Annotated in this window: 19 protein-coding genes; 8 read left to right on the forward strand and 11 right to left on the reverse strand. The window is 60.2% G+C overall.

Annotated elements, in window-relative coordinates; all coding sequences use genetic code 11:
• Nucleotides 1–342: 342 nt before the first annotated feature.
• Nucleotides 343–840: a pyridoxamine 5'-phosphate oxidase family protein gene (locus BM399_RS18070; RefSeq protein WP_092869208.1), complete on the reverse strand. Its 498-nt coding sequence runs from the start codon at nucleotides 838–840 to the stop codon at nucleotides 343–345.
• A gap of 251 nt (nucleotides 841–1,091) precedes the next feature.
• Between BM399_RS18070 and BM399_RS21265 the strand changes: the two genes are divergently transcribed.
• The 3 genes from BM399_RS21265 to BM399_RS18085 all read left to right on the forward strand — a co-directional run bounded on the left by BM399_RS21265 (nucleotide 1,092) and on the right by BM399_RS18085 (nucleotide 2,490).
• Nucleotides 1,092–1,235, forward strand: a complete 144-nt coding sequence (locus tag BM399_RS21265) for a hypothetical protein (RefSeq protein ID WP_177228212.1) — start codon at nucleotides 1,092–1,094, stop codon at nucleotides 1,233–1,235.
• A gap of 269 nt (nucleotides 1,236–1,504) precedes the next feature.
• Nucleotides 1,505–1,900, forward strand: a complete 396-nt coding sequence (locus tag BM399_RS18080) for a (R)-mandelonitrile lyase (protein WP_092869210.1) — start codon at nucleotides 1,505–1,507, stop codon at nucleotides 1,898–1,900.
• A 278-nt stretch (nucleotides 1,901–2,178) separates the two neighbouring features.
• Nucleotides 2,179–2,490, forward strand: a complete 312-nt coding sequence (locus BM399_RS18085) for a hypothetical protein (protein ID WP_092869211.1) — start codon at nucleotides 2,179–2,181, stop codon at nucleotides 2,488–2,490.
• Between the two features lie 3 nt (nucleotides 2,491–2,493).
• Here the strand turns inward: BM399_RS18085 and BM399_RS18090 are convergent, their stop codons facing one another.
• The 4 genes from BM399_RS18090 to BM399_RS18105 all read right to left on the reverse strand — a co-directional run bounded on the left by BM399_RS18090 (nucleotide 2,494) and on the right by BM399_RS18105 (nucleotide 7,976).
• A complete protein-coding gene (locus BM399_RS18090) occupies nucleotides 2,494–3,963 on the reverse strand; it encodes a pyridoxal phosphate-dependent decarboxylase family protein (RefSeq protein WP_092869447.1) in 1,470 nt (489 codons plus the stop codon).
• Nucleotides 3,960–5,504, reverse strand: a complete 1,545-nt coding sequence (locus tag BM399_RS18095) for a hypothetical protein (RefSeq protein WP_092869212.1) — start codon at nucleotides 5,502–5,504, stop codon at nucleotides 3,960–3,962. Before BM399_RS18095 ends, BM399_RS18090 begins: the two co-directional genes overlap by 4 nt.
• Nucleotides 5,505–5,529: 25 nt before the next feature.
• A complete protein-coding gene (locus tag BM399_RS18100; protein ID WP_177228213.1) occupies nucleotides 5,530–6,765 on the reverse strand; it encodes an ATP-grasp domain-containing protein in 1,236 nt (411 codons plus the stop codon).
• A 218-nt stretch (nucleotides 6,766–6,983) separates the two neighbouring features.
• Nucleotides 6,984–7,976 carry an MlaA family lipoprotein gene (locus BM399_RS18105; RefSeq protein WP_244531356.1) on the reverse strand — a complete coding sequence of 331 codons (993 nt, stop codon included), beginning with the start codon at nucleotides 7,974–7,976 and terminating at the stop codon, nucleotides 6,984–6,986.
• Nucleotides 7,977–8,462: 486 nt separating this feature from the next.
• Here BM399_RS18105 and BM399_RS18110 point away from each other — a divergent pair, with 486 nt between their 5' ends.
• Together BM399_RS18110 and BM399_RS18115 are read left to right on the forward strand one after the other, a co-directional pair.
• Nucleotides 8,463–8,876 carry a hypothetical protein gene (locus BM399_RS18110; RefSeq protein ID WP_143117862.1) on the forward strand — a complete coding sequence of 138 codons (414 nt, stop codon included), beginning with the start codon at nucleotides 8,463–8,465 and terminating at the stop codon, nucleotides 8,874–8,876.
• A 175-nt stretch (nucleotides 8,877–9,051) separates the two neighbouring features.
• Nucleotides 9,052–10,191, forward strand: a complete 1,140-nt coding sequence (locus BM399_RS18115; protein WP_143117863.1) for a GNAT family N-acetyltransferase — start codon at nucleotides 9,052–9,054, stop codon at nucleotides 10,189–10,191.
• A gap of 21 nt (nucleotides 10,192–10,212) precedes the next feature.
• Here the strand turns inward: BM399_RS18115 and BM399_RS18120 are convergent, their stop codons facing one another.
• Nucleotides 10,213–11,415: an NAD(P)/FAD-dependent oxidoreductase gene (locus BM399_RS18120; RefSeq protein WP_244531386.1), complete on the reverse strand. Its 1,203-nt coding sequence runs from the start codon at nucleotides 11,413–11,415 to the stop codon at nucleotides 10,213–10,215.
• Nucleotides 11,416–11,778: 363 nt separating this feature from the next.
• Here BM399_RS18120 and BM399_RS18125 point away from each other — a divergent pair, with 363 nt between their 5' ends.
• The gene (locus BM399_RS18125) at nucleotides 11,779–12,948 is read left to right on the forward strand and encodes a glycosyltransferase (RefSeq protein ID WP_177228214.1); all 1,170 of its coding nucleotides are present in this window, start codon (nucleotides 11,779–11,781) and stop codon (nucleotides 12,946–12,948) included.
• 13 nt (nucleotides 12,949–12,961) lie between these two features.
• Here BM399_RS18125 and BM399_RS18130 read toward each other — a convergent pair whose 3' ends face one another.
• On the reverse strand, nucleotides 12,962–14,395 hold the full coding sequence (locus BM399_RS18130; protein WP_092869218.1) for a lipopolysaccharide biosynthesis protein: 1,434 nt from the start codon (nucleotides 14,393–14,395) through the stop codon (nucleotides 12,962–12,964).
• A gap of 124 nt (nucleotides 14,396–14,519) precedes the next feature.
• Here BM399_RS18130 and BM399_RS18135 point away from each other — a divergent pair, with 124 nt between their 5' ends.
• Both BM399_RS18135 and BM399_RS18140 read left to right on the forward strand, forming a co-directional pair.
• Entirely contained in the window at nucleotides 14,520–15,737 is a 1,218-nt protein-coding gene (locus BM399_RS18135) for a glycosyltransferase (protein ID WP_177228215.1), read from the forward strand.
• A gap of 4 nt (nucleotides 15,738–15,741) precedes the next feature.
• Nucleotides 15,742–16,554, forward strand: a complete 813-nt coding sequence (locus BM399_RS18140) for a polysaccharide deacetylase family protein (protein ID WP_092869220.1) — start codon at nucleotides 15,742–15,744, stop codon at nucleotides 16,552–16,554.
• 23 nt (nucleotides 16,555–16,577) lie between these two features.
• On the opposite strand, the gene BM399_RS18145 is transcribed toward BM399_RS18140, so the two are convergent.
• The 4 genes from BM399_RS18145 to BM399_RS18160 form a co-directional block, all read right to left on the reverse strand.
• Complete coding sequence (locus tag BM399_RS18145; RefSeq protein ID WP_092869221.1) at nucleotides 16,578–17,915, reverse strand: O-antigen ligase family protein; 1,338 nt, start codon at nucleotides 17,913–17,915, stop codon at nucleotides 16,578–16,580.
• Between the two features lie 18 nt (nucleotides 17,916–17,933).
• Complete coding sequence (locus BM399_RS18150) at nucleotides 17,934–18,971, reverse strand: glycoside hydrolase family 5 protein (protein WP_092869222.1); 1,038 nt, start codon at nucleotides 18,969–18,971, stop codon at nucleotides 17,934–17,936.
• Nucleotides 18,961–21,294, reverse strand: coding sequence for an exopolysaccharide transport family protein (locus BM399_RS18155; RefSeq protein ID WP_092869223.1), 2,334 nt, complete (start codon nucleotides 21,292–21,294; stop codon nucleotides 18,961–18,963). The genes BM399_RS18150 and BM399_RS18155 overlap by 11 nt, the downstream gene beginning before the upstream one ends.
• Nucleotides 21,295–21,495: 201 nt before the next feature.
• Nucleotides 21,496–21,795 carry a hypothetical protein gene (locus BM399_RS18160; protein ID WP_092869224.1) on the reverse strand — a complete coding sequence of 100 codons (300 nt, stop codon included), beginning with the start codon at nucleotides 21,793–21,795 and terminating at the stop codon, nucleotides 21,496–21,498.
• Between the last annotated feature and the right edge of the window lie 466 nt (nucleotides 21,796–22,261).

Consider the following 22,261-nt stretch of genomic DNA (forward strand, 5'->3'; position numbering starts at 1 on the left):
GTTTCGAGAGTTCAATGCCCTGCGAGGGCGGCGAGGCCGTGTGGCCCGCCAACGAGGCTGTTTAAACAACATACCGACTTCGGTGTCAACACCCGCTGACCACCGACTCGAGTTATTCACAGCCTCAAGAAAACGCCTTTATTTGCGGTGTTTCTAGAGGCCATCGCGCGTGCGATGCCGCAAATTTTGTGTCGGAATTTTTTGATGCGTCACATCTGCCGCACCTGACTGCGGAAACACGCGCGCTCGCTCGACTGCCGCCCCTACTCCTGACGACCGACGACTTTCGGGCAACCGCCGATGCACGCTGCGGACGAGGCGGCGTCGCAGCCGTAGTCCCATTCACGAGCCGAGCCTAACCTTAGCGTTCATGGTTTCGCTGGGATTGACGCGCTCGCCCTTGAAATAGGCCTTCAGTCCTTCGAAAACGTACTTAATCCCTTCGACGCCGCTATTATCCCAGTACTCTCCCGATTTCGGCGCGACGCTGATCAACACCAAGTTCGGGTCATCCTTCCCGCCGGGAAACCAAACGCGCCAGGCTTCCGACCACAGCCGGTCAACCAGAGCGCGATCCCGAACAACGGACGCTGATCCGTAAAGCGTCGCAAATTCGGATGAGCTCTGAAACGTCACCAGCACCTCGGGGTGAGCTTCGATCTCCGACGCCTTGGGCGACCGCGCATCCGTCACGAAATAGGCGTGCGTGTCAGGCTGCAGTTCGGCCACTGCCATCGGACGCGCATGGAGCCCGTTGTCGGCGGTCCGCGATACCAGAATGGCCGTCGAAAAATCTTTGAGTAGGTCGTAGAGATGTTTTTGCTGATCGCTCGGGTTCATGGAGAAACGTCCTCGGTTGTTCGCTGCACGGCAAACACCCCGAACACGCGGACGTTCCCGCTCCAAGACGCGCCTTGAGACAAACGCCAGCGAGGAAGGACGGGAAGCGACCGGCCTCTCTCCATCGCTGAAAGCGGCCGGCGAGCGTCGCGCATCCGACTGTCATGGCGCCCCGCCGCCAAAAGAAATTTTAACCGGAAAGGAACATGCAGCGTTCTTCGACGTTGCTTAGCCGATCTCCGGAGTATGCTATGGGCTATTCTTTCTACGCTGTGCTGAGTTCGCTCCCGCAAATCGCTGCTGCCGCCTTCATTCCGGTCGCCGCCACGATCGCAGTGGGCTTCATCGTCAAGTCGCTGCGGCTGCGCCGCGGCGGACATGTCGGCCTAGACTGATCACAGCGACTGAGACTGATCACAGCGACTGATCACAGCGCACCGATCGCCACTCCCTGCCATCAGGCTCAGGCTGACCGTTGATGCTTTGCGGCTCTCGAATGACCGGCCTGCAGAGCTGCCCCCTCAAACACCGTACCGCTCAAAGTCGCCCAGTGACGTAAGCACTGATGTAAGCTGATGCGCACCAGTGCGACAGCGGAGCGTTGCTTTAACGCCAACAGTGACTGCTTGACCAAATCGCCCTGCAGCTTGCAAAGGAAAACCCGATGAAGATTTCGCGCAGCGGCACCCAACCGTCGGCCAAGGGTTCGGCAGAGTACTTTACTGGCCACGCCCGGATCGATCCGCTCCTCCAGGCGCCTGAACCCGCACGCGTCGCCGGCGCACTGGTGACATTCGAACCCGGGGCTCGCACCGCCTGGCATACCCATCCCCTCGGACAAACTCTGATTGTCATGACGGGCCTCGGCTGGGCTCAGCGCGATGGCGGCCCGATCGAAGAAATCCGGCCCGGAGACGTCGTGTGGTTTCCGCCCGGCGAAAAGCATTGGCACGGCGCATCGCCAACGAACGGCATGAGCCACATCGCCGTCCAGGAAGCGCTGAACGGAAAAGTCGTCGATTGGATGGAGCACGTCACCGACGAGCAGTATCGGAAGTAACCGCGGGCACACCCGCTCAACCACACACACCGTCTCTCCCGGACAATTTGGCAGCCTACCTTAACGGGATCATTACTCGCCGAGCCGACAATAGCCTCGGAACAGATCAAATCGAGTTGCGTAACCACCGATGGCCACCCACCAGAATTTCAGATCCTACCCCGAGCGCGAGCGGAAAAACTTCGGCCTGACCCTCGCCATCATATGCTTGATGACGCTCGCTTGGGTCGTGTTTGCGCTGTTCCATTGATCGGCTTCGCGGGGACAATTTCTCATCCATGAAAACGCTTATCGCGCTCGCTGCATTCGCGGCTGTGGGTCTCTCTGCATCGTCCGCGTCGGCCGCGGATTTCGGTGGCAGCTATCCACCGCCTGACGATGCCTACTTTGAGGAGGTTCTCCCTCCCCCGGTCGTCATCGCGCAGCCTTACAACAACCTTTACGAAGAAAACGGCTACATCTACGCTTCGCCTTATCCGCTCCCCTACTTTGGCCTGTTTCCGAATTGGCGCCGGCCTTATGGCGCTGTCGAAGTCTATTCGCGCGCCCGTTGGGATGCCCGTAAAGGCCGGCAGCCGCGCCGTTGGTAGAACCTAAGCCCCCCGTGCTAGGCCGCTGATCACTTCCATGAACTGATCGATATCGGCGCGCGTCGTCCGGTGATTGAAGATCGCGCAGCGGATCACGACCTCGCCGTCGATCGTCGTCCAGGAAGGCGCGGCCGTTCCCGCTACTTGGAGATCCATCACGAGTTGGCGGTTGGCCTCGCTGCTTCCGCCTTTGACGCCGAAGCAGACGATGTTGAGAGCGACCGGAGCCTTCAGCTCGAAGATCGGGCTCTGTTTCACCTGCTCTGCCAGAAAAGTCGCTAGCTCGCACGTGTGCAGTATCGCATCGCCAATCCGCGCCGTTCCTAACGTTTCGATTGTCATCCACGTCTTGAGCGCCCTGAAGCCGCGCGAGAGATCCGGTCCTAAGTCGCACGGCCAAGTCTCGCCTGCCGCGAGCCCCCTCTCCGCGCGTTGAAGATAGGCAGCGGATTCGGCAAAGGCTTGGCTGTGCGCCGCCCCGTCTCTCACGAGCAGAAAACCGGCCTCGTATGGAACGTGGCCCCACTTATGAAAATCAAGCGCCACCGAGTCCGACATCTCGATTCCAGAGCAAACATGACGAAGCGGCGGCGCGAAAATCGACAGCGCTCCGATTGCGCCATCGACGTGAAACCATAGCTTTTCTTCGGATGCGACCCGAGCAATGTCCGCGAGCGGATCAATCGCTCCGGTGTTCACGGTTCCGGCCGTCGCAACGACCAGGAACGGCAAAAATCCCCGAGCCCGATCGGCTGCGATCGAAGCCTTCAAAGCTTCCGGCCGCAATCTCCCGGCAGCATCGACCTCGATCTTCCGCAAATTCGCCGATCCGATACCCGATAGTTGCATTGCCTGCGCTATGCAGCTGTGAGCCTCGGCCGACGTGTAAGCCACGAGCTGACCATCCGCGCTTCTGAGGCCCGTCGCTCGGCTATCAGGTCCCATCGCGTTGACCTTGGCGATGGTCACCGCCAAAAAATTCGCCATCGACGAACCCGTCAGCAGCAACCCGCTCGCGCCATCCGGATACCCGAAGGCCTCAGCCATCCAGCGAACGACCTGACGTTCGACCTCTATGCCGATGTGGTCACGGCCACCGCAATTCATGTTCAAACCGGCGGCGACCATCTCCGCAACTATGCCGACAGGTGTGCCCGCGCCCTGCGCCCAACCCATGAAACGCGGATGCAAATTGCCGGAGGCGAACGGCAATACCTGCGTTCTGATATCGGCGACTACGTCGCTCAGATCTCGCGGCCCGACCGGCAACGACCGAGCGAAACGATCGCGTGTTTCGTTGGGAACCGGCTGCCAGACGGCTCTCTCTCTGACAGTCTGGACCTGCGTGATGACATCATCCAGCGCAGCGTGAGCGAGCCGGCGAAATTCGGCCCAATCGGCCGGATCGAGATCGCGCGAACGATCGGGAGGCCCCGTCTCGCCGTCCCGGCCCGTCATGCGCTTCGAAGTCATGCGCCGGCGCGATGCCGGCGGATACCCGACCACTTCGCGAAGACCGCATCGAGATCGGCTTCGATCGGCTTGAAGGCGTCCTGCAGCGTCCGGCCGGCAACCATACGCGCGGCGACCCCGGCGATGTCGGTCGCCGACGCTCCAATGCGAAGCGCAACGCGAGGGCCGATACGCACGGCCTGGCCGATATGGCAAATCGGACCGCCCGCAGTACGTCTGAGCGCGACCTGATCGGCCTGCGCTTCATCGAAGGACGCGAAACCACCGCTGTCGCTGAGGACCGTCAGCGGAACGATGCCGCGCGACGCCAGATACGCGCCCTCGTCGTCGGGATGCAGCTGGACACCCTTAAGCTCCGTCGCCCGGACGAGGACGGCGTCGACGAAGTGCTGCTTGATCTGAGCTCGCAGCATCTCATCGACGGCCGTGTAAGGCGCAAGGTTTGCGAGCGCCGCCACCCATCGCAAACTGAGCCCGATATTCATTTCCGACTTGAAACCGAAGTCGGTGCGTTGGCGAAGGGATGCCGGCCAGTCCTGCGCCGCTGTATATTCTGCGAGACCGGCCGGAATGTTGCGGCATTGAGCTAGCTCATCGACGGTTGCGGCAGGGATCAACAAGGCGCCAGCAAAAGGCGGCCCCGCCGCGAACTTCGAACCCGTCACCGCGACGAGGAACCCGTCGCCCAGATCTTGCCGAAGCTGACTGAGCGCACAACGCAGCTGGCACGCGTCGATGAGAATGCGCACGCGGCCGGGTGCGGCGGCCGCAAGCTGGCGTGCTGTTTCCCTGGATACGCCTTCCAATCCCGTCTTCGACGTATCGAGCACGTGCACGAGAACATCGCGCCCGCGCCTCAACTCCTGTTCGACGAGCCCCGCGACAGCGTAATCGACCGCCTCACGCGTGCGTTGCTGGCCCGCTTCATCTCGGATCGGAACGGTTTTCACCTCGATGCGGCTATCCGAAAAGCCCTCGAGAAGCTCGCCGTTATCGACTGCCCGGCCAAGCGCGGTCAGATCTGAAAAATGACGGCCCGCCGCCGCAAGCGGAATTCCGTTTCCGGTCTCGTCAGGGGCGATGAAGATGTTGGTGATTGGTCTCACCGAGAGACCGGCGACGAGTCCGAGCGCAAGAATTTCCGCATCCGTCCCCGATGCCGCCAGAATGACCTCGGCATCCGCCACGGCGAGGCTCCGGCGAACGCCGCAGCGCACGTCATCGAACCATTCGTCGTATGGGATTGGGCTAACCGTATCCGTGCCGACGAGACACTTCAGTGCACGGTCGGCAGCAGCGTAACCCTCCGCCGATACGTTGCTCGCCGTCGTCGATGAGAATGAGATTTCCTCGCCCGCAGGTCTTGTCAGCGTTCCATAGCGGTTGCGGCCAGTCGCGGCGTCAGACCAGATCCGCCTGTCGCCGCCGCTTCCGAGTAGCAGCGAAACGGACGAAAGCGGCTGCTCTGCTTTGGCATGGGAAACAGAATCCAAGTCGGTGTTCGTCAACCCAATGGGAATAGTGCGCAGCTTCGCGACCATCAAAATCTCCGAAAGTGAATGTCGCTCATGCCGCGCTGATCATCTTGGGTTGGATACGCCGTTGCAGCGCATCTTCGAACGCATCGAACAGTTTGCGCATCGCTCGCTTTTTGTAGGGAAACGTAACGTCTGAATCCATCGAGTGAACGATCATGGCGACGTCGGCTTCGAATAACAGGAGCCGGCCATCGGGAAGCTCCGCGCAATCGATCGCGAAATAATCCAAGCCCAGGCGTCGATGCAGCGCTTCGAACGCGACCGCATGACGAGCGGCGAAGTCGCTATCGAAATCGCGCATCCACGCCGCTTCCTCGGCGCGCCGGTCCGCGTATTTTGCCATGCCTGCACTGAGGTAGTGCACCATCCAATGATCGGAAACGGCGAGATGGCTCGCGTATGCCCTTCCGTCGATGAATGCAATTCGCTGCTTCCGGAATTTGCCGTCCGGCCCGCTGTAGTCGACGAAAGGCGCGATATAATACTCAGCCTCCGATGCGCCTTCGAGGTAGCGGCCGAGTTCTTCCTCATTCGCAATTTTTTCCATAGATTTGCCGGCGTGCGTTCCGACGGGCCGCACGATGATCGGATAATCCATACCGCCGAGCGGAAATTGCCGCGCCGCTATCTGCTCGAGCGTGTTGCGCGAGACGCCGACTGTCGGAGGCGCCAAGATCGACGGCTCATCGACGAAGCTCTCCGCAACCCCATCCCGAGTGAGTGCCACGATCCGCAAAGGCGCATTGTTCATGATGGCGCCCGCCCACCCGCCGAGGAGCCGCTCGAGCCTTTGAAGGACAGGCCGATTAGCTGGCGACTCGCCGATAGCGACGAACGCCACATCATGATCGGGCACGCCTGAGAGATCTCTCGTCCCCGCGTCGACATAGTGCAGCAGAACGTTCGCGTCCGACGCCTCCAGAAGAAACTCGATTGGCGTGTTGGCCATGAAGTCACCGGCCGTCACGAACACGAGAATTCTCGGGCCCGTGCCTCGCCCATTTCGGATGTGAAAAGTCCGGCGAATGTCGAGCGCCGCAGTCTGCGCCAGCACCGCCTTATCGGGCTGGCCCAACGTGTACAAAATCGTTGAAAGGTCGAGGAATGCCGCGGCGTCGTTCGGGTCGGCGGAGACACGCGCCAACAGGTCGTTCCAAATCGGCGTGATGTCTCGTCCTTCATAGAGATGACGAACCAGAGGCGCCTTGCCGATGATGAGCGACTGCGTGTTTTCGTCGTCGACCTGAGCAGCTGCTCTTTTCAAGATATCGCACCTTGCAACGGAGGCTATCGTCGAGCGTCGCGCCCGAACGCCGAAGACGTTCGCGCAACGAGTTCGATTCCCGGCGTTCAATCTCAGTGCGTGGCCTTGTGCCAATCTGACGGCGCGGCCCGGCGCGGCAAATAACGCCCACGGCCATGCGCGGTTCGCGATTGCATCAACGGGAATGCATCAGCCGGAATGACGTGTTGTGATTCCGATCACCGAGCGATCGGCGCATCCGCAGGCGATGGCGGCCCGATGATCACCATGGTGCCGGTGCCGGGATTTGCGGTCTTGGACGCATCGACGACTCGCCGCACTTCCAGCATCGTCGGCGAAGAGACGAGCACGGTGACGGGCTCGATCGCATTGGGATCGGGCGGTGGCGGCGTGCTCGTCAGAGCGCTCGTATCCAATGCTTCCTGCAGTTCAGCCTGACGCTTCTGATCCGTCACGCTCCTGAGCATCGTATAGAAGTCGAGCGAACTGTCCTCGAGCGTCTCCATATCCTGCGCTTTGCTGAGATTGGTGAGCGGGCTCGACACACTTCCCGCCACGCCGACGGCGTTTGTTACCGGTTGGACGTCTTCGACGAAATCCGCGATGCTCTTCATCGACATGAGCGATGCGGGGAGAAGTGCGCCCGAATCCAACTGCACCGCAAACTCGATACTGCTGCCCATCGCGTCCCTGACGTTTGTCGGACCGACGATCGGCAGCACCAGATAGCTGCTGTCACGATAACCCCAGACGAACATGGTCTGCCCGAAGTCGCCTGACTGGTGATTGAGCCCTTGCGCCACCGCAACGTCGAACAGGCCGCCGACGCCGACGGTGGAATTCAAAACGAAACGTCCGAGCGTGGTTGCCGCCGCCTGCGGACGAAGCTGCAGAATGTTGTTCGCGAACACCATCGGTTCGGAAAGGTTCGTCGAGAACGCTTCGACCCTGTCACGAACCGCCTGGGGAACGTTCTCGTTGTAGGCTTTGGCGACCGGATAGAGAACGGCGTGATTGAATTTCTGATTGTTCTCGAACACGGCGCGGTTGAACGCTTCGTTCGGATCCGAAATCGCCTTCGGCTCTTCGTCTTTTTCGGGTGACGCGAGATATTGGGCAGGCGGCAGCGACATCGGCGAACCGGCGCACGCCGACATTCCCGCGGCGACCAGCATGCTGCCCGTCAAATTGAAGATTGCACGAAACTTCACGTTCCGACTTCCCCCTGCCCCACGCCCCCGCTGAGCCCCGCGAATTTATCGGAACTGTTTCCGGGAAGCTAGTTGCCCGGCCCCCAGCATCGAACAGCGTCCACTTTTTTCAATCCCGGGATTGCACCGGGACCACAAACGGGCCGGGGTGGCCGCCCTAGCATTTCGAAACTGTATGAATTGGCCGATCCAAGGTTGTGTCCGAGCACAAGATCTCTTTGCTGAGAATCATCGGCCTCGCCCTTCGCACGGAAATCCGGATATGCCGCTGAGCGCCATAAGGTGCTGCGTGAAACTCGCAGACCTCGTCTCCGCTCGCCGGCTGGTGGATCGCCACCGGCCCGTCCTATTTGTCGTGTCTAACTTGCCGCGATTGATAGCGGTCGTTCAAACATCGCCGAACGTCGCATTTCTCAAATATACCGCCTGCGCTACTTTTTGCGAAACGCGACTCGATCAACGACGAATGCTCAGACGCGGAATTTGATGCCGAGACACTTACCCACCAACAGTCTTCGCCTGGCGGCCCTCGCGGTCGCCGCGTTGATTTATGGCCTCATCGGGCTGCCCGGAGAAAGCTCGGCGAAGCACCACAAAACGCCGGTTCAATCATCCAGCGATCCTTGCGCTGAGCCGACAGCATTCGTCGAGCAGCATATCGCTAAAATAAAGCAGCTGCAGGGTTCGCTCGAACTCGGCTCGGACAACGTCGTTGGCTGGATCCAGCATCTGGAAGGGGAAAAAACCCTTGATCCCGATAAGGTCGCAAAATTAGCGGACTTGCGCCACGACGCCGACCGCGTCAATGAATTGCTCCGCGCGGGTGGATGCAAAACTGTAGACATCGATCATGAGCTGAACCCGGCCCACGCAGCCAGCACCATCTCACCGTCAAAATGACGAGCCCGCCGCTCATCGCGCACAAATTGTGATGCACTCGAGCGAGCCGCTAGCAGAACGTTAGTTTTTGAATGCGATAATTTCCTCCTGCGAGACAGCGGGCTGGCATCCATTGTGCAACCCTTCGGGCGGCGCGGTTCGCCGTGTCGTATCCCCCTCTGCCCCGGATTTTCTTTTGACCGCGTCCATAAATCCAAATGTCTCCGTCGAAATCGCCTCGACATGGAGTTCCGTTGCCGATCGCTGGCAGGCGCTTGAGCAGCACGCCTTTGCATCGCCCTTTCAAACGGCTCATTGGATCGGAAATTGGTACGAATCCTTCGCACCCACCGGCGTCGAACCTGTCATCGTCAGCGTTGTAGAGCAAAGCTCCGGCCATGATCTCATGATGATCCCGCTCATGCGGCACTCTCAGAGCGGGATCAGGCGGATCGAATTCGCGGATTTATGGATCACCGATTACAACGCACCCCTCGCGCGCTCGGACTACGACTTTCAGGGCTTTACCCGAGAAATTTGGCCGGCCATTCTGCGAGTGCTTCCGCCGGCGGACGTCCTGACGCTGCAAAAGATGCCGTTGTCGCTCGGCTCCAACGTAAACCCCATGACCACGCTTTCCGGCATCGAAAGCAGCGATCTGAGCGGCCATATCGTATCGCTCGGCGACGATTGGGACGAATACCTGTCGACACTCAGCAAATCTGCACGCCGAGAACTACGCCGCCGCGCGACCAAGTTCGCCAACGAGAACGGAGGCCAGCTGCGACGCATCACGAATAGCGATGAGGCGCTGGAAGCCCTCGAAGTGCTCCAGGAACAACAAACCTCGCGCTTGGCCGCCCGCGGCGCCAAGCATGTGTTCAATGAGCCGGTCTACCAAGAGTTCTATCGCCGTCAGCTTTTGCGCGGTCTCGTAACCGGACACGCGGTCATGTTCGTACTCGCGACCGATGCCGAAATCGTCGCGACATTCTTCGCCCTCAAGAATAACGATCACACCACGCTCATACGGATGAGCCAGTCGCAAGATCCCACATGGCGGCCGCTCGGACTGGGCAAGATGATCATACATCAGGCCCTCGAAGCGCTTCACGCCGAAGGCTGCCGTACCTTTGATCTGTCGGTCGGCGCGCACCGCTATAAGGACGAGTTTGGAGTTTCGCCCGTGCCGATGGCGGAATTGACAACCCCGCTGAGTTTGCGCGGCACGCCCTTCATCGCTCGCAGGAAAGCCATCGCCTATATTTCGCGAAATCCCAAACTAAAGGCGCTCGCACGCACAATTGCCGATAGGCTCCCACGCTTAGCGTCGTAGGTCGCGGCCCGGGTTACTCGATCAAGATGCCGATAGCAGCCTCAATCGCTCCGCGAGAGAATCTTCCATGATGTTGAAGCGAGATCGCAGAACCGTCTTGATGCGCCGGAGATCCCAGCTGAGTCTGCGGTCGGTCGCAAATTTGCGCGCATAATGCGCCGCATAGGTCGCCTTATCATCGACCGACGTCTTCCGCGGATCGTCGTAGAATGACGCGAGTTTGCCCCGGCTCATGCCGGGAGTCGCGAGCCAACGGTCAATGTGCTCCGACAACCGCGCGACGTCGTTCATGCACCGGGTCAATCCCGTGCCGGTCGCGGGGCATGACGTCTGAAAAGCATCGCCGATCAAAACGACGCCGTGCTGCCGGTGGTTCGCCACGCGATCGAGGTCTATCATTCTGATGCGAACCTCATCGGTCCTCTCGAACGACCCGAGAAATTTCTGAAGCCCGGGCATGGCGCCGTAAAGCGCCGAAACAGGATCGTTTCTGATCTGGGCGACAAACGGATCCTGATAGCCGTGGTAGGTGAAGAGATTGGCGCGCATCACGTCGCCCATCGGAAACAGCGTGATGTAAGCGATGCCGCTTTCAAGACGCTCGCTGTAATACGTCAGCGCCGGAAAATTGAATTTCTGTCCTTCACCCGGTCTGAGCGAAAAGCCGACGCAGAGCGAGTGATGATGATGGACAGTATCGAGCGTCATTCCGAGGTTTTGACGTAGCCCCTGCGCCAGCCCGGTCGCCAATAGGACGAGACGCGTGGAAAGCGTTTCGCCATCGGCGAGTTCGACGATCTGCGTCTCTTCGCCGTTACGGATCTTCGCAACGCGCTCGTTGACGAACCGCACGCGCCCGGGCACGCCGGCCCGCAATGAATTGATGAAGTCCTGATAGCTGAAGCCGTATTCGGTCGTTTTACGCAGCTCCTGAATGTTGCCGGGCCGCACGACCAGCATCCGGTCGACGCGCGTTGAAACCGGCTTCAGGAGATCGAGAAGTTGAAGTTGTTCGATGAGGTCGAGTTGATCGTCGACAATTTTTTCGCAGCGAAATTCCGGAGGATGTTTGGCGCGCATGTCGACAAGCGTGACGGAAATCCCCCGCCGCGCCAGCACGATCGCAGCCATCGAACCGGCGGCGCCCGCGCCGATGATCGTGACGTCGGAGACTGGAGAGCCGCCACCCTTCGCTGGGTCTTGCGCAGCCCTGATCTCATGCATCGGCACTTAGCGGTCCCCTAAGTCTGCAAGCGCCGTTTCAAATTGGACATCGTTCCAAATCGGAACGCGATAATCCGAAGGCAGGTCAGCACGTCCGGCATCCTGAGAGAATTCTGATGATGATTGGAGAGACACGGGGGTTGCACGAAGCTCCGATGTGCAGTCGCGAAGGCACGTCACCCATAGCAAGGATAGCGCCAACTCGGATTCGCGGCCTCGCCTGTGGCGACTGCGCACCTCCCGCTCCCGAATGATCCAGAGTCGACGAAGTTGCCGGCCCAACGCACGCCAATTGGCTGCTGGTTTGCAACGGCATGACCCATCGAGCCGAAAATGTTTACCGGCCAGTGGGGAGCACCAACGTTGCAACAAACCAAGTTCCAGTTTGGGGCAGACGCGCGTCTCGCGACGGCCGGCGCGGCCACTCATCCAGAAAAAGACCCTCTATTGCTTGAGCCGCGCTCCGCAAATCTTGGCCGAAGCGGCAGCGGCACCTCCGTATTGCAATTGGTTCACAGCGACGAAGGCGGTGGCGTCGAAGCGCTTGCCCAGATGATCTCCGACGGCCTTCAGCGCAGCGGCGCCCGCGTCGAAACACGCTTCATCTACCCCGGCATCAGCGCCACCACCGCCCAGAAGCTGCGTGGCGTTGCGGGCGCGATCATGAAAATCGCGAGGACCAGGCCCGACACGCTCATCGCCTATCAATCGACGGCGTCTGTCATCGTCGGGTTCATTGGAGCGCTCGTCGGCTGCAAACGGCGCATCGTGCATCAAACCGCGATGCCGGACGAAATTCACCCCGCAGTACGATTGCTCGATGCAGCCATGGGGTCGGCGGGGCTCTACAGCATCAACATCGCGAACTCCGCCGCGACCGAGCACGCCTTCCGTCATTATCCGCAGCGTTACCGCAGAAACCTGCGGAGGATCGATCACGGCCTTGATGCACCAAAAGCACGTCACCCGCGCGCCGAAGTCTTGCCTCGATATGCCGTTCCGGACGATGGCCTGCTGCTTCTGAACGCCGGCAGACTTTGCGATCAAAAGGGCCAGAACCAGATCATTCGCGCTCTGCCTCATGTAACGGGCGCCCGCCTTATCCTTGCGGGCGGCGGTCCGAACGAGAACCACCTTCGCGAGCTGGCACGCTCGCTTGGAGTTGCGGATCGAATTCACTTCTTGGGAATTGTGTCTCGGGAGGCGCTCGGCGATCTTCTCGGCGCAGTCGACGTGTTCGTGTTTCCGTCCAAATGGGAAACGTTCGGGCTCGCGGCGGTGGAAGCAGCCATGGCCGGCGTTGCGATCGTTGCCGCTGACCTTCCGGTCTTGCGCGAAGTCCTCTCCGTCGGCGGCAGCGAACCTGTGAGCTTCGTCGACCCAGATGACACGCTGGCATTCGCCGCAGCGATCGGAGCCCAACGAACGCGAACAAACGGCGATCTCGATAAGTTCGCTCAGGCAATCCGGGCCAAATATTCGCGCAGCCGGATGCTCGCGGCCTATAACGAACTGGTCGTCGCAGCCGAATAGCGCCGCGCGGTTCTTAGACCAATCGTAGAGCGGCGAGCTTGCGGAGCGTGAGTTGCCGCGTCCAGAGGCCGATACCGAAAATATCGTAGACCTTGATGACGACTGCCGCCCCGAGGCCGAGCACAGCAAGCTTAAGCGCCAATATCACCACGTGGCCCAATGGCAGAAGACCCTCGATATCCGCCAGAAAGGCTGATGCTGCTGCAATGCCGGCAATGCCGCAAAGATCGAGGATGGGGAGCGGCATGGCTCGCCACCGTCGCGCGGCAAGCGCGGCAACGAGACAACCCGCACCCTGCGCCGCGAGCAAGGCCAAAGCCGCACCGGTCGCACCATAAGGTGGAATGAGCAGAAGCGCCGTTGCGGCTCCCGCAGCCACTGTCGCAGTCGAAGCATAGAGTTCGGCCGATGCACTCTCCAGGAAATAGATCGCCTGACCGAAGTAGAACGCCCGAAAGACGTAAAAGGCCGTTGCCAACGTAAAGAGTGGAACCAGCGACGCGGCGGCCTTCGCGTAAGCCTCGCCGAAAAGCACATGGATCAAGTCGGGTGCAAAACACAATATAAACGCCGATCCAAAGGCCGTTATGAACGAATACGCGCGGAACGCTTCCGTTAAAATGAGCCTCGTTCTCGCGCTGTCACCGTCGCTTGCGGCGCGTTTGGCGTGCGGCATGTAAGATCCGGCGACCGCCTCCGATACCACGACGAGGCTTTGCTTGATGAGATCGCTGACGGCGCCATAGGGACCAACCGCACCGACGCTGTCGAACTTCGCGAGAAGCAATCGATCGCCGCTTTGTCCGGCGGCGTTGATGCCGAAAGCCAGGATAAGCGGCGAGCCGTACTTCAAATATTGACGCGCAATACCGGCGGAAAACTTCTCTCTAACCGCCGGCCAACCCTCTCGGATCAATGGCGCTGCCGCCAAAACGTGAGCGAGCGCAACGCCGGCTGCAAGACCGGTCGCGGTTCCCGTTAACGTGAAGGCGATAGCGCCGCCGACCGGAACGAAAAGCGCCCGAAGAAGCACGGCGACCCCGACAAGCTCTACCTTCAGACGCGCCCGTGCAATCTCATAGAACGTCTCGAATACGGCGAGGCCGACCGTCGGCAAGATGGGGCCCGCCACCACATCGCGGCTGAAGATACCCGCCCAAACGGTTAAGCCCGCGATGATGACCACCAGCCCCACGAAAACGGACATCGTGCGAATGAACGTGCCGACGATCGAAAGCGAATGGTCCGCCGTATAGACGGCAAAAAACGACATCCTCAGCCATTGAATGGCGAAGCCGTAAATGATGTACGCCGAAGCGAGATAGAGAAGGTAAGCGCCGAAAGTCTCGGGCCCGGCAAGACGCGCGAAGAGGGCGACGGAAAGCAAGTTGAGCGCCGCAGCGAACACTCGCGAGCCGATATAGATCACAGCGTGGCGCAAAATCATTACGGGAAAGCCTTACTGCACCACTGAACAAATGCCCAATTTTGGGACACGTCTCTTTTTCATTTTCGACGGACCGCGCCCGATCGTTGTCGATTCAGGCACGTTTTTGGCATGGACCGCCCCCATGATGCTTCATGGGACACACCGGAAATCCACTTTCCATGCCAACCTCGAAGAAGATGTTGGCCCAACGACGGACGCCGAGACGCCCGGCGCCACGGCGGTCGGGGCCGTAGTCTCACGCCCGCACGTCGCATTCTTTATCCGGGCTCTCCACGGCGGCGGCGCTCAGCGCGACGCCATCCTGTTGGCCAACAGCCTCTTCGAAACGGGTATCGACGTCAGCATTCTCACGCTCGTTCCGGACGGCCGGCTGAGACAGCTCGTGGCAGACGGCGTTCGCATCATCCACGTCCCTGCGAAGCGTCTCGCAACGGCAGTCGTCCCTCTCCGCAACGCGATCAGCAAATTGCAGCCGACGGTGCTCTTCAGTTCTGAAGCCGCTCCCAATGTCGCCGCGTTCGCCGCCACCCGATTAATCCCGCCGAAATCACGCCCGCGCCTCGTGCTGCGCGAAGTGACAGCGCCCTCGATTGCGAAAGGCCTCGACCCGTATCTTCAGAACCGCCTCGCCTTCCGCGCCGCCGGATACGTCTACAGTCGAGCCGACCGCGTGCTCACTCTGACGGAAGGCGCTCGCCGCGACCTCATCTTGAATTTCGGCGTACCGGCCGAGCGGATCAACGTCATGACATCGAACGCCGTCATCGATCCGCCGACGGCCGCGCGATTAGCGCACCGAGCGGGAACCGCCGAAACGCGCGAAAAAGGTTTGCTCGTCGCAATCGGCCGCCTGTCGCCCGAGAAGGACCATCTGACACTGATCGGAGCATTCGCCGATCTCGTGAAGCGCGTGCCCGCACGCCTCGTCATTGTTGGCGAAGGTCCCATGCGGCCGGCGCTCGAAGACACCATCGCGCGTCTTGACCTAGAAGATCGCGTAACGCTCGCGGGCGCAACGAATGATCCATTCGCATGGCTTCTGAAAGCCGACCTGCTCGTCACCTCGTCGAAGTTCGAAGGGCTCGGCAATGTGCTGATCGAAGCTCTCGCCTGCGGCACCGCCGTTGTATCAACCGATTGTCCCTACGGACCTCGAGAAGTTCTCGAAGGCGGCCGCCTCGGCGGCCTCGTGCCGGTCGGCGATACGAAAGCGCTCTCGAAGGCGATCGAGCTGGCGCTCAATACGCCAACCGACAGGGCTTCGCTGAGACGCGCAGCCGAACGGCATACCACGCGGCAAGCCGCGGCATACCTCATCTCCAATCTGGAACTCGGGTGACACCATGAACGGCATCAACGCGATCAGCGGAATGGTTCAAGGAAGTCGCGCCGAAGTAACGCCGAAGCGGACTACGGGACTTTGTGCAAGCGCCTCGCGTTATTTCGCGCGCGTAGTGCCGACGAAGCCATTCATCGCGAAGAACACGCATCCGATCGTGAGCTTCACCTTCGACGATGCGCCGGATTCCGCTCGGACGAACGGTGCGCGGATCCTTGATCGCTATGGCATACGCGGAACCTATTACATCGCGCCCGGCATCTGCGGGACCGAAGACGAGCATTGGACCATCATCGATAAACGCGACGTCGGAGCGCTCGCCCGCGCAGGCCACGAAATCGGTTGCCACACCTACAGCCACGTCAAAGTGCAGAGCTTGACCCGATCAGGCCTCGCCCGCGAAACACAACAGTGCTTCGATGCCCTACGAGACATCTGCGGAAATGCAGTGAGCAAAAATTTCGCCTATCCGTTCGGAAATGTTTCGTTCCCGCTGAAGTTCGACCTCGACAAAACGTTCAGCAGCTGCCGTAGCATTTACGGTGGTCTGAACTCGGGCCTCATCGATCTCGCAATGCTTCGCTCAGTTGAACTCTATGATCGAACGAGTACCGAGCAATCGATCAACGCCATTCTCGACGAGGCGATCGCGACGAACGCATGGGTCATTTTCTATACCCACGACGTGACACCGAACCCGAGCTGGATCGGCTGCTCCCCCGCTCATCTCGAAATGGCCGTAAACGCCGCAATGGCGCGCGGAATCCCGTGCCTGTCGGTCGACGAAGCCTTGCACGGCATCGGCGTTCGCGGCTGATCGGAAAACTCAGCGGCGATCCTCTAGCAGCGATCCTCTTTGGCGACGGGGAAACGCGCGAGCAAATGCATCCCGATAATCGCCATCAGAGCCATGAACCAGACCGGATTGTTGCGCGAGACGAGCACAGTCTCCAGTGAAGCCGTGAAGAGGACGTAGATCCACAGCCTCAGGAAGTAGCGCACCAGGGCCGGATTGTTCGACAATCGCGATGCAGCCCCAAAGTCCCGGAGCGGAACATAGATCACGGCGATCAGCAGCAATATTAAACCCGGAACGCCGAATTGGAGCGCGGCTTCGAGATAGCTGTTGTGAGAATCCGTTCCAAGTTCTTCGACCCAGCCCGAAATATCCTCCGGCTCCGCCGGAAGCTTATCGCGATACATCAGCTCGTTCGTCCGCCATGGACCCGTAAGCCCGTAGCCGAAAACCGGATGCGCCGCTGTTTGCTCAAGTGAGAAGCGCCAAAGATCCGTTCGACCTGTGAAGGTAGCGTCAGGAAGCACGAGGCCGACGAGCGATCTGATTGGACCCGGCCAGCTCGATCCAACCGTCGCAAGGTTGAGAGAAACAAGCGGCAGAAGGATAAGGACGGCGCGAAGCCAACCGCTTCGCGCCCGGTAGACCAACGCCGCTAAGGTCAACGTCAATGGCACCAGCGCAATCGATGTCTTCGACATCGAGAACAGCAGGAACACGGACGCCGCGCCGACGATCAGCCAACCGGCCCACGTCTTGGCCGCTTCGGCGATGAACAGCCCCGAGAAGATGAGGACGACCATCATCGCCCCGGCTTCATTCTTGTGACTGAAGAAGCCGCGCCAGTTACCCGCAAGTTCCCTCTCCAAGGTATCGCCAGCCGAGTGGATGGAAAGCGATGGCAGGAACGCAACGCCCACGTAGCAAAGAACGAGCACGGCGAAAGCAGCGATCGCGAGTTGATTGGCGAACTGACGCGGGCTCGGCGGCAACCCCACGGCCATCGCCGCAATCGTCATCGAAATGACCTCGAATAGCCCGCGCTTCAAACCCGTCGCCGGATCGCCGGAGACGACATTCGTAAGGAGCAGCCAAACCATGAACGCCACGAACGGCAACGCGGCGACGTTGCGGAAGTGGTTCGGCTTAGTAGCGAGCGTGAAGGCGGCCAACACGATGAACAGCAGCGGGAAGGCAATCTGATTGGCGATATTACCGCCCTCGAGCGGTCCGGCGAGATCGGCGCCCGAGCGATCATGAAATGGCTCGAACGAAATGCAGTATACAAGCAGTACGACAAGCAAAAGGAACGGCCGAAGCACACGCGCAAGATCACTTGCAACCGGTGCAGCGGTGCCGACTTCCCCTTTCATCGTTGCCATCTTTGTTCGCCCTCGAATTTAAGTCTCGGGACGCGACGCACGCGCCAGATAGTCTTTGACGAACGCGCCGTACTCGGTCGTTGAGACACCATCCGGCGCCAGCATCCTCGGCGTCGCCCCGGAAGAGAAGCACCACGCCATTGAATGAAGCTTGAGCGGTTCTAGAACATCACGCGTGAATGGAATGCCGAAGTCTTCCGGCGTGCCTCTGATGGCATCATCCCCGTCCCTGCTGAAGCCCCACTCGGTCACGACGACAGGTTTGACGGCCGGAAGCCCGTCTAGGGTGTCCGGCCAGCGCGAAGCGACGCCACGATCTTCATTCGGATAGCAATGCCAGGAATAGATGACCCGCTCGTCATCGATCAGGTTCTTCGTGACTCCCTTGAGATCGTGGGCCCACCGCCCGCCCGCAACGATGATGATCGCGTCGGACCGCGATCGGATTTCGCTGATCAGCCGCACCCAGAGGGCTTTGAGAACCGGCCAATGTTCGCCAGTGCTTCGCCACAGCTTACCGTCGTAAACCGGCTCGTTCCAAAGTTCGAAAAGAATGGCGGGGTCATTCCCGAAACGTGCAGACACGTGCCGCCAAAAGTCCAGAGCCAGCACATCGTCGGATTCGAAGGCGTCGAGTGGCAGACCCCAACTGGGATCTACAGGCTCCGCGTACCGCCCGGGAAAACCGATCGCATGCCAATCGATAATGACGAAAAGTCCCGCGGCTCGTGCTGCGGTGATATCGCGATCGAGTGCGACAAACGTCTGCTCCCGATTATGACGCCAATGTCCGGGATGAACGCTGATCCGCACGGCCGTTGAACGCCAATCGCGCGCAAGCACGTCGTAGTCGCTGAGGGGCCGTTCGCCCCGCACGTATACCGGGTCGCCGACACCGACACCCAGCAAACGAATTGGACGGCCGCCGAAACGGAGCTGATTGCCGGCGACGTCGAACCTCGATTGATCACCCGCACGCGCCAACTTCGAGCTGAGAAAAGCGCTCGCAGCCGTCGCCCCGGCGATGAAGTTGCGGCGGCTAAGATTAGCTGACATGCGCAGCGACTGCCGCAGTGGGACGTGCAAGACCCTTCACCGTGAGGATCGCTCCGCAGAGACGCGGCAAATCCTTCGTCAGGGCGTCAACGCCCGTGTCGAACGCGACACCGTCGTTGGGCCGATTGGATGAAACGAAGAGCACTTGGTTCGCGGCATCGAGATCGTGCGACAAGGCATCGGCCCGCGCATCGATGATGACGACATCGTAGGAAGGCTTTGCGTCATCCAGCGACGCGATGATCCAAGAAGCATCGGGGTTGTTGACGATCAAGAGATCGAGGCTCGGATCCCTTGTCTTGCTGATCTTTCCCCTCGCCTCGCGCGCCGTGCCCGCGCTCACTGCGCCGTCGGCCACCAGCAAGCGCGTAAGTCCGGGCGTCCGCACGTCGCCGTCAACGATCAAAACCTTTTTGCCTTCCGCCACACATGCATGCGCGAAGGCGAGCGCGATGACAGGTTTGATCGGCACGCCATGATTGGAGACGAACCAAACCGTCTGCACCGCATCGGGGCTCGCTCGGCCGCCGAGGTAAGCGTGGAGCGTCCGAATATGATCGGCGAACGCCGTATCCGGCGAGGTCGCAGCGATGCGCGCGAGCGATGCCATTGCCGAAGTGCCGTCGCGTAGCCACACCGTCTGGGCAGCACGCGAAGCGGCGCGCATATCGCAGATCAACCTGCGAGGCGAGAGCGGAACAACGTCCTTTTCTCTGGAAACGCCGTTGCTCGCCTTGACGAGCGTAGCCGCTCTCACGGCACCTCTGGAGACTTCGTCGGCACTGGCGTCACCGCCGGCCTCGGCACCCGTTTTGGTATTTCGGGGTGTCTTTAGCGGAGTTTCCTCATCCCGCTCGCGTGTTGACAGCATCGTGTCGTCGCTGCTGGCGCCACTTGCACGTACAGAGCTCGGCGCCTCGAAAAGCCCTCGCACAAGGGGAAACAAGATCGCCGCGGCAGCCAATGCCTGCCCGATCAGGAAACCGAGGATCGCCAGGATAACGCCACGAGGCGGAAACACGCGCGCCGCAAGCGGCATCGCAGACGAGATGATGCGCACGTTCGTCGTATTGAGCCGCGACTGCTCGCGCGTCTCGCGCGATCGCGCCACCGACTGCTGATAAAGGCTCTGGGTAACCTCGAGATTGCGCTCCAATTCGCGTAACTCGATTTGTGCCTTCGCCGCCTCGTTCATTTCGCCTTTGAGACGTTGAACGGCTTCTGCCAAAGATTGCTCATTGGCCTTGGCTCGTTCGTAGTCGTGGCGGATGCTGCCGAGGACGCGAAGGATCTCGCGATCCATTTCGGACCTGACGGCGCGCTCCTGTTGAGCCATCGTCACCATCACGGGATGCTTCGGCATCAATTGAGCGGCAAACCGGGCGCGCTCCGCCGAAACCGCCGCGAGCTGCTTTTTCAAATTGATCAACGTCTGCGAAGCCATGATCTCGGGGATCGACTCGGGCGTCGCGCGCGACGATTGAATATCGTCCATCTGCGCTTTGATGCGGTCCGTCGCCACCCGCGCCAGAGCCAACTGATTGTTCGCATCGGTAAGCTGTTGCTCGACGACAAGTTTGCCGCTTGCGAGGCCGAGGTTGTTAGCCGCCTTGTAGGCAGCAATTTTTTCTTCCGCTGCGTTGACCTGGTCCTTCATCGCCTTGAGGCCCGAGTCCAGCGCTTCGGCAGCGCCTTCATTGCTCGACGAACGATATTGCGCCTGATCCTCGAGATACGCGGCGATGATGGCGTCGGCGATGCGCGCCGATTTGTTCGGATCGTTGGAACTGACCGACAGATCGATGACAAACGTGCGCTCGGGTCTCTTGACGCCGATCCGCTGCTGCAACGTCTGCAGAGCCGTTGTTTCTGGGTAGCCCTTCGGTTCGGAACTCAAATACCCGGCAAGCCCGGGTAATGCGGTCGTTAGGGCGTTGCCTTGTGTGCCATTGAACTCCGGGTCATTTTGAAGACCCAACGCCGTGATGGCTCGTTTTAGAACACTGTTCGACGAAAGCACCTGAACCTGACTCTCGACGACCGTGATGCCGGAATCGGATTCCCCGGCCCGTGGCATGACCTCTCTGTCAAGAAGGCGAAGGTCCCGTGGATCGACGAGAAGCTCGGCCGTGGCGACGTACCGGTGCGGTACGATCTTCGACAGCATCACCGCAAAGCCGGCGCCTAAAAGCCCGCAAATCAGCAGAAACAGCTTGCGCCGCCAAAGTGCTGCGAGAATGTCGGCGGCATCGATCCCGCGCTTTTTGGACGGCGCGGCGAGCCGATCCTGAACGGCCTCGGCATGAGGTTTATCCAAAAACACGTCTGTCTCCGCCCCGCATCTCGTCTTGAAAAAACGACCCCCTCGGCCCTATCGAGCGAGCGAGATCGCCAATGACGAGCAAACGACATGCCAGCGGCTGACATGATTAACATCGATTAAGGATTAGACCGAAAGAGATCGGGCCCTGCACCCATCGGCCAATGAAAAAAGGCCCCGGAAGCCGGGGCCTTCAAGTCGTTTTTACTTAGCCGTATCGCCCGGCTTCTTGTCGGAAGGGCCATTGGTGCTGTCTTGTGCGCCCTTGACGCCAGTCGCGTCCTGAGAAGGTGACATGCCCTGATCTCCTGAACTCGCGCCGCTGTTCGAAGCAGGATCATTTGCATCCATGGCAGGGCCATTCGTGCTACCCGGTGCGCCCTTCACGCCCGGTCCGGAACTCGTGTCCGAAGGCGGCCGATTGTCGTTCGTCGTATCAGCTGCGATTGCCGGCGCAGCACCGATCAGCGCTGCGAACGCACATGCCGCAATGAGTTTCTTCATGGCGTGTCCATCCTTTGGTTTCTTCCGTTGCCAAGATGAAACGAATCCGTCCGCACCGTGTTCCGCTACTGCGGCACGAACCCGATCACATTCCGGAAATCAGTTTTTGCCGCGGACTAAACGCAGGGCGAGCCGGTAGAGGAACCAAACGGCAAAAAACGGCGCGGCAATAATGAGGATTACCAAATCCGATGCCAAGCCGATGCCGCGGCGCAGAAAGGCCCAAACTTTCGATTTCGGCGGCTCAGGAAATTCGCCAGGAATATATTCACGCGTTGGGCACGGGGGCTCGACGACTTGCCGAGACGCCCGACGCTGCACCCAAGCACGGCGGCGGAAATGATCGATCCTCCGCGCGTGGTTCGCCCCGCGGAAAGTGACTGGTCTCGTTTGACGCATTACGCTCACACTCATGGCAACGAAACGCGCGGAACGTACTAGCGTTCCGGCGTCACATTACCGCGAG

It is taken from the genome of Hyphomicrobium facile (assembly GCF_900116175.1).
Lineage (GTDB): Bacteria > Pseudomonadota > Alphaproteobacteria > Rhizobiales > Hyphomicrobiaceae > Hyphomicrobium_B > Hyphomicrobium_B facile.